This window comes from Nocardia sp. NPDC019219, assembly GCF_040632645.1.
Taxonomy (GTDB): Bacteria; Actinomycetota; Actinomycetes; order Mycobacteriales; family Mycobacteriaceae; genus Nocardia; species Nocardia sputorum.
Genome location: NZ_JBEYCG010000007.1, coordinates 261442 through 275761, shown reverse-complemented (window position 1 = coordinate 275761; position 14320 = coordinate 261442). Strand labels below are relative to the sequence as shown.

At 66.6% G+C, this 14320-nt stretch carries 2 protein-coding genes; both read left to right on the top strand.

Annotated elements, in window-relative coordinates:
* Positions 1 to 12: 12 nt before the first annotated feature.
* Entirely contained in the window at positions 13 to 1596 is a 1584-nt protein-coding gene (locus tag ABZ552_RS16355; RefSeq protein WP_281879415.1) for a hypothetical protein, read from the top strand.
* Positions 1596 to 14309 carry a C2 family cysteine protease gene (locus ABZ552_RS16350; protein ID WP_357438012.1) on the top strand — a complete coding sequence of 4238 codons (12714 nt, stop codon included), beginning with the start codon at positions 1596 to 1598 and terminating at the stop codon, positions 14307 to 14309. Before ABZ552_RS16355 ends, ABZ552_RS16350 begins: the two co-directional genes overlap by 1 nt.
* Positions 14310 to 14320 lie beyond the last annotated feature (11 nt).

Genomic DNA, 14320 nt, shown 5'->3' with positions numbered 1-14320 from the left:
CACGATCGCCCTGTGGCACCTAACCCTGACGCCGGTAGCAACCCGTTCCTTTCGCTGATCGGTGAGTCGGGGCAATTCGGGTTGCCGGCGGGGTTGTCGTTCGTGGATCTGAAGGGGGACTGGCAATCGTTCAGGCTTCCCTGGGATCTCGACGGCGATGGCAAGCCCGAAGACGAAAAAGACGAAAAAGACGGCAAGGACACGGACAAGGACGACAAAGACAAAGACGGCAAAAAGGATGATCCCACCGCACCGTCCGGAGGCGGTTCGGACAAGGGTGGCTCCGGCAACTCCGCGCCGAAAGGCGGCGGTGCGGGGCCGAGTGGCGGTCCACCCGGCAACAACCGCCCGAGCAGTGGGAACCCGAACACTGGCGGCAAGCCCAACAGCGGTTCGAACTCCAACGGCGGCGGCAACCCCTACAGTGGCGGCCCTGCCGATTACAACACCGGTGGCGGCCCGATCAAGGTCGATCCACAGGATCTGATCAACAAGGGTAAGCGGCTCGCAGACCTGCCGAGCTCGCCGAAGGGTCTGTTCGACATTCTCAGCACCCTGAGCGACTCCTTGCAGCGGCTGGGAAATCCGTGGGGCGCAGACGAGTTCGGTAAACAGTTCGCCGAAGGCGCGACGGGCTATTCGGCGTCGGCCGAAGCGCTGGTGGGCAACGCGAGCCGGGGGCCGGACGCCACCGGAGCGATTCCGATCTTCGGACAGTTGCTGGTCAACTATGGCACCACAATCGAGCAGGCGGGCAGAGCATTCGCCGCGGGCGAGGACCTGTACGCCCAGTGGATCCTGAAGAACTACGTGGACGAGAACGCCAGTGGCGACCCCGGTCCGTACAAGGGCCCGCTCAGCTCCGATCCGAACTTCGGGAAGAACACCGGAAACAACAACCCGTCCGGCCCGCCGCCGGGTGATCAGGACCAGCAGTCCGGCAATGGAGGCGGACAGAATTCGGGTGGGTCCACCGGCGGTGGCTCGAATTCCGGTGGTTCTGATCCCGCTGGTTCCTCGACCGGTGACCCGGATGCCAACCGGCCGAACATGCCTTCCACGCCGCATCTCGCGGCCACCAGTACTCCCGATCCTGCCGCGCCACTGAGCGTAAAGGCTTCCTCCTCGAACCCGATCGACGCACTCGCGACGCCGGGACCGACCCTCGGCGGCATCCCGGCACACCCCGGCGTGCCCGCGTTCCCCGGTGCTCTCGGTCCGAACGCGTACCGCGCGACCGATCCGGGAACGGGTGTGTCAGTCGACAAGACCGGTAGTCCGGCGACCGGCGGCAAGGGTGGCGGCATTCCGTCGGCGCCGCTGCCGCGGATGCTCGGGGCGGCCTATGACGGGGAGAAGCTGGTGCCGAAAGCCGGTGGCATCGGCGCCGCCCAGTCGCGTGCGGGCGTACTGCCCCAGGCCGCGATGCCGGGGATGCCGGGGACGCCCGCGATGGGGAGTAGTAGTGGTCAGTCGGTCTCCGGCAAGGAGAAGCGGCAAGAGCGTCGTGAGCCGCCGGTCGAGGAACAGTTCGAGCCCGAGCCCGACGCTGCCGACCCGTGGCATGGGCCCGGTCTGCGAGACGGCGGCCGGTGATGTCGATTCCCGATGCGGTCCGGCAATCCGATATCAACCTGCCCGAGGACCTGCGGTGGTTGAGCTGGGTCGCCGGCAGCGCTTGGCCGGAGGGCAGCGAGAACGGCATGTTCGCCCTCGCCGACGCCTGGTCGGAAGCCTCGGCGGGATTGACCGGTCTGGTCTCGACTATCGAAGACGCGGTGGACGATATCCTCTCGGCGTATCCGTCGGCCGGTGCGGGTTCGGCCATGGCGCGCACCCTGCGGAACCTCACCGATGAGTCGGATCAGGCCTCGTTGCAGGCTATCGCCAAATCGCTCGGTCAGCTCGCTGATTCGTGCGATCAGGTCGGTTGCGCGATTCAGCAGAACAAGATCATGATCATCGTCGGCCTCGTCCAGTTGGTCTACGAGATCGCGCTCGCGTGGCTGTTCCCGCCGACCGCCGGCCCGGCTCAGGCGGCGTTGATCGGGTGGTACCACATTGTCTTCCAATACTTGAAGCAGCTGTTGCGGCAGATGCTCGTCGCCGCGCTGAAAGCCCTGGGGCAGCAGGTGATTCTGACGCTCCTTATCCAGCTGGGACAAATGGCGGCCGGGCACCGCGACGGTGTCAACGGTAAGGATTTGTGGTTCGCGGCGCTGGGCGGCGCGCTGGGTGGTGCGTTCGGCGCGATGTTCGGCAAGCTCGGTGGTGATCTGTTCCAATTCCTGGGCGGAAAGATCACCCGTTCACAATTCGACAGCAGGTTTCAGCAGCTCATGCGCGGCGCCGTCGAGGGCGGCGCCGGTGGTCTCGGCGGAATGATCGGCGGTGGCTTCGCCAACCAGGTCATCAACGGTGGCGAATTCGAACTGGACCCGAGGATGCTCGGCGCCGGTGCCGCGGGCGCGTTCAGCTCCGGCGCGGGACGTTGGCGTGGCGCAGGCGGCAGCGGCAAAGTGCACGTCGATCCCGTCGGCGGCCCGCGCAGTCCGGCCGGATCGACACCACCGACCAAAGTGCCGCCGTCGGCGTCGGATACAGGGGCCGCGGCTGCGCCCGAGAGCGCTTCGGCCTCGCCGAATGTCAACGCGGGGAGAGGGAGTGGCGCGCAGTCGAACGAATCGCTGTCCGAATACCGCAATGGGTCCTCGGCATCCGACCAGGCCGGTGATCAGACCACCTCGACCGTGAGCTCACCGCACCAGAACACCGCCGAAGACAACCTGTCGCAGCAGTCGTCCGCGAAATCGGGTGCTGACGACTCTTCCGCACCGAACACCGGTCGCGCGCCCGCGAACCATGAACAATCGGAAACGACTGCGCAGCAGCACACTTCCGAAACAGCCGAGCCCGCGCCGCAGCAGCACGACGGCAGTCTGCTCGTACCGCAGCCACCCAACGCGGCAAACGCATCCCAGCAGCCGGCGTCGAACGCGGCCGGCGGGGACAAGTCCCCGAGTTCGTCGCCATCCGCCCAACGTGTCGCGGACACCAAAGTTGCGAGCCGAGACAACGTGACGACGGCACCGAAGAGCGACGTATCCGTTGACCACTCGGTGCGCGCGCAACCGCGGGCGGGTGGCGCACTCGGTGCTCCGGAGTCCATTCAAGCGAAACACACCGACTCGACCGTCGCGCTCGAGCCGGACGAGGTGCCGTCGTCCCCGGTGCAACCGCGTGCGGAATCCGAGCAACCCGAGACCGATTCGGTGTCCCCGAACCGCTCGGACGCTCCGCAGGGAACCCGGCCGAACCCCGAGAATTCGGCTGCGGCAACCGACAAGACAACACCGGTCAAGGAACCAGCTGGTGCTCCGAAACCCCAAAGCGACAAAGGGGACAGGGCTCCGGCGCGCGACACCTCGGCGGCGCCCGTGGCCGAACCGCGGGCCCGCGCGGGCGCCAAAGGCATAAAGGGCATCAGCGACGACCTGGCTCTCGTGGGAAGAATCGACGAGGCCACCGGCCTGCGCTGGCGGCTGGTCGATACATCGCTGCTCGATCCGGCCTGGCCGGGTGGCAAGGCTTTCATCCGGGAAGTCCTGGGCTTCGAGCAGACAACGCAGATGCTCCGTGGCAACAAGTCCCCGCACGAAGGCCGGGAGCTGTTCCGGCCGTTCCAGGACGGCGACTTGCCGATGCGGCCTGGCTTCGGCCAGAAGAAGACGGCCGACTCCGACGATTTCGGCGGGGGCGCGGGCGGCGGCGTCCGCGGTTACGACGAACGGAACTCCCGGGGTGTGTTCCGGTTCAACACCGACGAGCTGCCCGATCACCGGTACACGATCGACAAGGACGGCCTCTGGTCCAAAGCCTCCGATTCGGAATCCAACGGTAAGCCGGATCCCGAATCGGACGCGATCCCGCGCAAGGGCGCCACGACGATCGAGGTGCCGCGCCAGGGCCCGATTCTGCAGCGCTGGGCCGAAATGTCGGCGCCCGCAATGCGTACCGTGGTGGGCGACCATGACGGCAACTGGTACGTCGGCAAGAACCTGCACCACGAGCAATTCCACAACGCGGGCGTTTACGTGGCTTTCCAAGCCCATTTCGTCAACGGGAAAATGGTCGCGGTGCACGACTGGGCAGGTGCGTACCAGCCCTCGCCGACCCGGGTGAAAGCCGCGCTGGAAAAGCTCGGGATCTACGGCGACCTGGACCATTACGACCAGCAGGGACGCAAGTACACCGATTCCGATCGCGAGGGTTGGACGCAGGCCGCCGAACCGACGCCGACATCGCGCAAAGCGACTGCGACAGAGAGTGATTCAACTGAGCGTACCGAGCCGCTCACCCGTGTCGTCTCCGATGAGCCGCAGCGGGACTTTCTCCGAGAAGCCGAAGACATCACCCGGATGTACAAGCGCGAAGACTGGGAGAACGCCGCACCCGAGGACCTGCGGGAGGCGCTGCGGGGGAGCGTCCACCACGATGCGCGAGACGCGGAAAGCGTTGCGAAATATCACCGCGCGGTGACCGCCGCTGTCGAAACCATCCGGCGGGGGACAACGAAGTTCGACGACGACGGTGCGGAGGTGGCGCCGGGCAAGATCCTGCGCTGGACCCAGGTCATGGGCACGATGGGAATGCGCGAGGGCCCCATCAATATGGACGCGGGCGAGGGTAAGACGTTCGTCTTCCTCGCCGATTCGATTCTGAAGGCCGCCGCCGGTGACTCGGTGCACGTCTTCACCACTCGCGACACTCTGGCCAACGATGCGGTCAACCTGTACAAACAGGTTCTCGGGGTGCTCGGCCCGGACGTGTTCAACGTGGTCAGGATGAACCCGAACGGCGCCGACGAGACCGGACTCGATCCGGCGAAGCCGACCATCTACATCGGCACCCTCGACGATGCGGCATTCGGGCAACTCCGCGGCAAGTTCATGCGCGGCGATATCGCCGTCATCGACGAACTCGACGAGGCGCTGTACTACGCCGACACCACCTGGATCATCTCCGACGGCCCCAGCCTGGCCGCGGATCCGCATATCGCCTCCCGCATCATGGCGGCTCGGCACTTCCTCGACAATCGGCTCGCTTCCGGGGATCTGACCCCTGCGGACTTCGATCGGACGGACGGGCAGATCGGCGGCCCGGCGAAGCTCAACGCCGAGGGCGCCGAGAAGGTCAGAAGACTGCTCGCCGAGGAGGATCCCGGCGCGAGCCCCGACGACCTCGCCGTCCAGATCGACCGGGTGAATTCCGCCGCCTCGGCGCACTGGGAGTTTGTCGAGAACGACCACTACATCGTGCACCGAGGTGGTGACGGCGTCGACAAGGTCTACATCATCGACCAAACCACCCACAAGGTGATGTTCGATCCGGCGACCTCGACCGAGAGCCGGTGGAACGGCGGTTTGGCGCAGGCCATCGAGGCCAAGCACGGGATCACGATCCGGGGCGACTCGGTGTCTTCACAAAGCCTCACCGCCAAGACCATGCTCGCGGAGCGGTACGAATGGCTCTCGGGCGCTTCGGGCACGGCCGAGGGGGTGTCCGGCCACCTGATCGACAACTACGGGATGAAGCCGGTAGTCACGGTTCCGCGCTTCACGGAATCGAAACTGGACACTCTCGAGGCGAATCTGGCTCCGAACCAATCGGCCAAGCATGATGCGATCGCCGACAAACTCATCGGTCGGCACAGTGCCCAGGCGCGGCCCGAACTGGTGATCACCAACCGCAACAGTGAGGTCGCCGAGATCTCGGCCCGGTTGAAGCTCGCGGATATTCCGCACGAGGTCGTCGATGCCCGGTGGTTCGCCGACCGGGGCCCCACCGCGGAAGCCGACCTGAAAGCGATCTTCGACAAGGCGGGTCAGCTCGGCAAGATCCTGATCATCAACCGTCAAGGCGGCCGTGGCGTCGATATCGAGATCAGCGATGCCGTCAACGCGGCCGGTGGCCTGCATGTCAGCATTTCGGGCAAGTCGGATGTGCGTGACATCGATATCCAGGCCGAGAACCGCGCCGCGCGCAACGGCCAGCACGGCAGTGTCGAATACTTCCTGGCCGCCGATGACGCGCTGTTCGCCACCGCTCCGCACCACGCCCAGACGATCATCCGCTACACCGACGCGGTCACCAGACATGAGAACGCGACCGTCCGGCTCGACGAGGCGTTGGCCACGAAGGACCGCGCGGAGCATGCCGATGACCTGCGTCGCACCGTGCAAACCCGCACGGTCCGGGACGCGGCGCTCGGCGACTACACCATCGCGAAGGACGCGCACCAGGCGGCGACGGCCGAACGCGAAGCCGCCGAGGCCGCGGTGCGGGCCGCGGCGTCGCACCTGCAAGCGGAAAACGCCGCACGGCGGATGGGCCGCACGGTGCTGCCGCCGACCGCCGTCCCCGCGAGCGTGGCAGCACCCACATCCGCACGGGACCTGGATATCCCGTCGCCGATACACGAGCAGCGGGCGGACCTCGGTCAGCAGGATGCCGATGTCTCTGAGTCGGCTACCGGTTCGCTCCCGGACGACCTGACCGGTACCGAACTGCCGCAACTGCTCGGCGACGATCAGTTCGGTCCGCCGGCGCCGCTGGCCGTCGTCGACTTCCCGGGCCTGTTCGTAGCCGATACCACTGGGCATCTGGTCGCGTTCGGGAACGAGGAGATGCCGGTGGTGCGGACCTATTCGCACGAGCAGAACCTCGTGCACGAGATCGAACATCCGGTCTCCGGTCCGGTGGTGCTCGACAGCGCACTGGTGGCTGACCTCTTCACCACCCGGACGCGCGATGACGGCACGGTGGTGGTGAGCTCGACGGCGACGGGGGCGCATGTCGTCACCGCCGGGACAACGTCGGTGTTGCCCGCCGGGTCCGTCTACGGGCGTCCTGATCCGCTCGACTCGACCAAGTTCACGCTGTACGGCGGATCGAATGTCGGCTGGTTGTCCGTGGACGCGAATCGGATCGGCGTGACGCCACGCCGGGCGACCGGCCCGCTCCAGCGTGACCATGTCCCCGAAGCGGCGATTGTCAACACCCACGTACCCGCGCCGGCGGTAGTGTTCGCGGACCCGAAGAGTCGTGGGCTGGGCATGCGGCTGGCGGAGCTGGCCGACGAGATCAAAGCCACTCGCGACGCTGCCGTACTGCGTGACAAGTCGACGGCGCAGCGGACGGCAGCGGACGAGTTGGAGAATCACTTCGCGACGCTGCCGGTGGAGCAGCGCCTTATCGCTGTGGCGCGCGCGATGCAGCTGGGGAGGATCGATCTGCACACGGCGAAACTTGCCGAGAGGCACGGTATTTCGCTCGAGACGGCGCGCGCACAGATGAAGGCCGAGCTGGTCACGGCGCTCGCGGGCAAGGATATCGCCGTGCGGATCTCCGAGGAATCGCTGCTGGATGTACTGCGGGATGGCCGGTTCAAAACGGTATTCGATCTGGGCGACATCGGCACCGGAACGAATGACCGAGCGCTGCTCGAAGCCCGCTGGTTCGGCCATGACGTGAATGACCATCCGATCGATAAGCGGGCCGTCTACGGGTACGTTCGCGTCGGCGGTGAACAGCCGGTCGGCGACCTGCACGACGAACGATTGAATGTCTACGGCGACGCCGTGGTCGTCCTGAAGTCCGCGGTGCGGGCCCGCACGACGGTGTGCGTGGGAGATTCCATCGAGCACAAGTCCAATGTCTATCCTTCGAGCCTCGAGGACCCCGCACCGGAGTCCTTCGGCGTCTACCCGCCCCGCAGGCCCGGCCTGCCGGCCGCCCATATCGGTCTGCGGCGAGACCTGACGCATCCGGATTTCCGGAAGTGGGGGTATGTGGAGGCGCAGGTGCACGGTGGCGTCACCAGTGCCGACATCGACCATGTGGTCTTCAAGTGGGAGCCGGAAACAGCCCTGCGGGATCAGCTCCGTGCAGCCGGAATTCCCTGGAAGGTACTCGAGCACACGGTCCCGCCGATAGTGAACAAGCCGGGGCAGGCGGACCACGCGATCAGCAGCGGATGGAAAACCTATCTCAACTCCGCGCGCGTATCCGATGATCCGAATGCGCTGCACGGCAAGAACTTCCTCGGTGTCACGGTCGGTTTCACCTACGCCGACGTGGTGACCCAGGACCTGATCGGACCGGCGGGGACGCCGATCGGGGTCGGTTACAAGCACGTGGAGTCGGAGATCGAGGGGGCAGAGCGCTGGGCGGGTGCGCAACAGTGGCACGACAAGGTGGTGCGTACCCGGCCCGGTCAAACCGGCAAGGCTGTCTTCGCTGGTCAGACCAGGGTCGGGCACGAGGTCGTCGCGGCGCCGTGGGCGGCCGAATACGGCGGGGTCGGCCGGGAACCGATTTTCGTCAACGCCCACGCTGGTCCGAACACCTTCGAGATCCGGCTGCGAACCGGAACGACGCTCGAGGTGAGCGGCGCGACATTCGCCAAGCTCGTCGAGCAGTCCCCGGCGCTGGAAGCCGCGCGCGCCGTCGGCGGTCCGAGCTCGGTCGTGCTGGTCGCGTGTGAGCCTGCGAAAGGTTCGGCGGCCACCGATTTCGCGGCGACGCTGCACCAGAGGTTTCCGGCCGCGCCGGTGCACGCCGCCGCCAGCGCGGTATGGATCTCCAACTGGCGGAACCCGGCCGTGCCCACTGTCCGTTACCGCTACCTCGCCGCCGACAACAATGCCGGATGGGTGAGTTTGCACAGCGACGGCACCCGGGTCGAGCACGCCGGCACCCGCTATCCCACCGGCGCGACCGGATCGTCCACCACCGCCGCCACCGAGCTCACCGGATCGAATTCACTGGCTTCCAGCCGCAATCCGATCGTGCGGCAATGGAAGGAAGTCCTCGATCCACCGGTGAGCTCGCCCCTGACGACGACCACCTCGGAAGGCGTGCGCGGCGCGAGCAAGCAGCGCACCGAGTTCGAAGTCTCGGACGTACTCACCCGAGCGCTGCTCGACAAGAACGGCACCACGATCGGAGTGTCGTTCGTCCTCGAGTCGGAGGGGCAGCGCGAGGCGAACAAGTGGGCGCGCACGGCATCCGGACAGGACAGCGTGGTGCTGACCGATACCGGTCAGGCCGTGGACCAGGTCACCAAGCGGCGCTCGGAATTCGGCGAGGATGTCGTCGACGCGCCATGGAAGACCGACTATGCCCAGAACGGTCCGGGTCCGGTATTCATCGACGCGCACGCGGACTCGGAGGGGTTCATGGTCGAGATCATCTGGAAGAAGGGGACGAAGCAGGAGTCGACTCGATCGGTGCGGGTCGACGGTGCCGACTACGCCAAAATCGTGAAGGCCGCCGAGTACTTCCGGGAGTCGCCGCGGACGGGTGGTCAGGCGACGGACCGGTCGCTGGTGCTGATCTCGTGCAAGGCGGGCAAGCGGACGGCGGCGACCGATTTCGCGCTGGCGATGCGCGATCTGCTGCCCACCGCCCCGGTGCACGTGGGTGCGGGCGTGGTGGTGGTCGGCGTCAAGAAGGCGCAGAAGGCCTTCGCCACCCTCGGCGTCAACCACAACCGGGGCTGGGTCACCATCGGTCCCGATGGCGCGAAGGTGTCGCAGGAGAACACGATCAAGCATGCGTCTGCCGCGGTGAGCGGGACACCCGGGCGGTCTACGGGGACGCCGACCGGCGCGGTGCCCGAGGAGACGGTGGCCGACGCCACCGCGGAGTCCGGGGCACTCGTCGCCCCCGCGGTGAGCAGTGGCTGGCGCACGTATCTGAACTCGTGGCGGGTATCCAACGATCCGGACGTCCTGCACGGCAAGAACGCCTTCGAGTTGCCGATCAATTTCACCTACGCCGATGTCGTCGCGCACGAGATGTTCGGCTCGACCGGAGCATTGACCGGCGTCTGCTTCCAGAACCGCGATCTGGAACTCGACGTGAATCGACGCTGGGCGGCCGCGACGGAGTGGCGCGACAAGGTGGTGCGCACCCAGCCGGGGCAGACCGGGGAGCAGGCCTTCCACGGTCCCCTCAGGGTCGGACAGGAGGTGGTCGACGCGCCGTGGGCCGCCGAGTTCATCCAGACCGGGCACCGACCGGTCTTCGTCACCGCCCACGCGGGTTCGAACACGTTCGAGATCCGGCTTCGGACCGGAACCACGCTCGAGGTGAACGGTACGACGTTCGCGAAGATCGTCGAGAGGTCACCGGGACTGCGAGGCCCGCTGAGCACCGGTGCGGCGACCTCGATCGTTTTGCTGGCCTGCAAACCAGCAAAGGGATCGGCGGCAACGAAGTTCGCGAGCACGCTGCACCAGAACTTCCCGCATGTGCCGGTTCATGCCGCCGCTACCTCGGTGTGGCAGTCGACTATGCGTTATCCGGCACGGCCGAATGTCGACTATCGCCTGCTCGCGGCGGACCGCAATGCCGGTTGGGTGACATTGCACAGCGACGGCACTCGAACAGAGCACGCGTCCACTCGCTACCCAGGCCCGGCCGCCGCTTCGAGTGGCGTGGTCGGCTCCGGATCGACCATCGGTAGGGCGCTCAGCGCTCCGCTGCGTTTCTCCTCGGACCAGGATGCCACCGAGGTGTTCCCGACGGTAACCTCAGCAGAAGCGGCCGCGAACGAGGCGCGACTGTGGAAGTGGCTGACTCGCAACATGTTCGACGATGCGTTTGACCACGCGGTGCGTGGACGCACGCTGCGCGACGGGTCCGGTCTCGAGGAACTGTCCGATTTCGAGGATATGTCCGAGGATGCCCGGCACCCGGCGCCGGGCGCGGGCTTGCTCGCCGATACCGCCGAGATCCAGTGGAGTGATGACGAACTCGCCGCGCTGTTCGCCGATCCGGACGCCGGCTCGACGGCGACGGCGCTGAGCGCCCCCGCTGCGACGGCGGAGCATCACCCACCGACCACGGAAACCCTGGCGGCGTTGCCGTTGCACGTCGCCCCGGCCGCCGAGGCGTTCGTTCGCGGCGATCGATGCGTGCTGATCGACGGACTCGGTACCGGGCACCGGCTCGATGTCGGCAGCGGCTGGCGCGCCGTGAAGGGAACGTTCAGCCATCCCGGCACCGGCGCCGAATACGTCGGGCTGGTTCCGCTGGATCAGAAGCACGACGCCAGTCCGATCCGGATCCGTAAGACGTTGCTCGCCGAGGCGTTCGAGGAGAATGCCGCCACATTCTTCTGGGAGACCACCTACTTCCTGGCCCGTGCCGGTATCGGAATCGAAGGGTCCGGCGAGACCCCGGTCTGGCTACCTCCGCGTGCCGTTGTGGCGGTGAAACACGCGCACAATTCCGATGGGACACCGGATCCGAGCCGGACGATGCTCGGGCGCCCTAAGGCCGCTACCTGGCACACCCTGGACAGCGACATCCTCGGTCCACTCGTCCCCGAGCTGCGCCGGTCGAACAATCCGCTCTGGGAGGAGATCAGTGGTCCCCGGGTGTCGGACGTGCGGCAGGGCGCGCTGGGCAACTGCTTCCTGGCCGCCAACATGATGGCGCTGGCCCGCAGCCCGCTGCCCTTGCTCCGCGAGATGATGATAGATCTCGGTGACTCCGTCGCCGTCCGGTTCTTCGACAAGAGCGGTGACGCGTCTTGGGTGCGGGTCTCCAAGGATCTCTATGTCGACGGCGACAACAGCACTCGCTACGCCGCCGACCGGGGGGTGTTGTGGCCCGCGGTTCTCGAGAAGGCATACGCGGTCTTCGCCGGTGAATTCGGCTACGCCGGACTCGACGGCGGCAGTCCCGGCGCCACCGCCGCGACGATGCTGCCCGCCATGCTGTCCGGCGGATTGCGGTTCCAGCCGTCCCGGGCGGTCACCGATGCCTATTTCCATCATCCGATGCGCATGGACATCGACGAGCTCCGCAGCCTGGCCGGCAGCGATGACGAGTTCGCTCGCGCGGTCTCCGCATTGCGTGGCGAGTGGGAAGACCGGGTGCGCGATCATCGCGCACGCGAGGCGAATCCGATGGGCGCCGACGCGGATCGCGCACAGGTGCTGGCACTGGTGGCCGGCAACGGGAACAACGTGTGGGCGGCCGTGCGTGAGTTCTACCGGCTGATCCGGCCGGACAACCCCGGCTCGACCGAGGGGTTCCGGCGCTTCCTGAACCATGAGTTGAGCCCGCGGCTGCGCACCCGCTGGGCTTCGAACATCGAGCGCCTCGTCGATTCCGTGGACCGGGCGGCGTCCTGGCGCACCCTCGAGCTGGACCAGCAGATCGGCAGGCACATCGCCGAACGCGTCGACTTCGCCTTGCGTCGAGGCGATCTGGTGATGCTGGGTACGCGCAACTGGGGTCGCGACGACACCGTGCAATTCCCGGGCCTGGCGGGCAATCACGGCTACACAGCACTCGGCGTGCAGCGAGAGGAGGACGGCAACCCAGTGGCGTTGCGGCTGCGCAACCCATGGGGCACGAACGGATCGGCACAACCTCCGCTGCCCGGAATCACCTTCCAGGCCGACGGGGTGGTGGACGTGGAACTGCGGCATCTCAACAAATTCGCCACCCTCGCGATCTGTGGTCCGGGTGCGCGCGGCCTGTTCGGACTCGACCGGCTCGCCCCGCCGGGCGCCGACGACCTGGTCGGAACTCACTCGGAGTCACCGGAAACGGCGCAGACCGCCGACGAGACCGAGCTTCTCGGCGTCGAGTTGCCTGCGACCGACGAGGCCGACGGATCAGCGGTCGCGCACGTCTCGCATCCGATCGATTGGAAGAAGCACCTCGGTGTAATCGGACAGCTGGTCGGTGGAAAGAAGTTGTCCGGCATCGTGGATCACAACGTTGTACGGTTCCGCGCCAAGAATCTGGTCCAGGAGCCGATCCTCGATCACCAGGGCCGCACGGTGGGCATCACCTTCCTCTACGGGCCCGACGAGTTGGAGGTGCTGCGTACCTGGGGGAGGGCGCCGAACGGCCACGGGATGGTCTTTCGCACGCGGCAAGGTGAAGCCGGCGCCGCCGCGCTCGCGGGTGACCGGAGTCGAATCGGGTTGGACCGGTTCGTCCCGGCTCCGTGGGAGGCCGAGTACCAGCAGGACAAGCCGGGTCCGTTCTACATTTCGGTGCACGCCGACAGCCGCGGTTTCGAAGTCCGGTCGCGCGGCGGGCGGTCGATCGTCGTCGACGGCACGACCTTCGCTGCCATCGTGCAGGCGTCGCCGGCCTTTCAGGCGGCAATGACATCGGGTCCGTCGCGGTCGGTCGTCATGATCGCTTGTGCGGTAGCGAACGGCTCGGCGGGCGAGGAGTTCTCGGCGGCACTGCACCAGACTTTCCCCGACCGCCGGATCTACGGGTCTCGCGGCGATGTCGATGTCCATGCGGAGAGTGGTCGCGGGGTGGGCCTGCTGGCTGCCGGCGACAACGCGGGGTGGATGTCCTACCTGAATGCCGTCGCGACCGACCACGCCGCGACGAGGTACGACGCTCCGGCCACCGAGGGCAGGGCGGCATTCGTCGAACAGACGGCGAATGGCACCGATATCGGCGACTGGGTCGAGCAGTTGCGCTCGACGGAGGGATTTTTCGGTGAGGAGCCGTACTTCGCGGTGACCAGTGACGGCCGGGTAGTCGGGTTCTTCGTCGCGGATGTACTCGTCAACCCGATGCTCGATCACCACGGCGACACGATCGGCGTCAGTTTTCATCAGCCAGACCATCTCGAGGACGAGCTGTTGTGGGCGCGGACGGAGAATTTCCACAACGTGGTCACCAGAATGCGCGACGGCGAAGACGATTTGAGTGTGGTGGTGCAACGAATCATGCAGGAAGGGTCGTCGCGCACCGACAACGTCCGTGCGCCGTGGGCCCTCGACTATGCGAACGGGAAGAATGGACCGGTATACATCAGTGCACACGCCGATGCGAACGTCTTTGAAATCAACCTGCGATCCGGGGTGACCATCGACGTCGACGGGAGGACCTTCGCCTCGATCGTCCAGTCCGCGCACCCCTTCGGCGCCGCGCTTGCCTCCGGGCTCGCCGCCGCCCTGGGGACGCCGAAATCATTCGTCTTGATGGCATGCAAGGCGGCAGCGGGCGATGCGGGATCCGGCTTCGCCGAGGTCTTCGACAGGGTGTTCCCAGGGCGCCTGGTCCATGCGAGCACTGGCACCATCAACGCTCATGTCCTGCGGGTCGACAACGAGGAGGAGTCGCCGATACGGATCAGCTGGCTGGGTGCGAGCCACAATGCCGGCTGGATGTCCTATCGCAACGGCCAGCAGATCCGGCACGACCATACTCGGCACCCACCGCCACACCCCGATTCGACCGAACCCAGCTGAGAAGACTGATC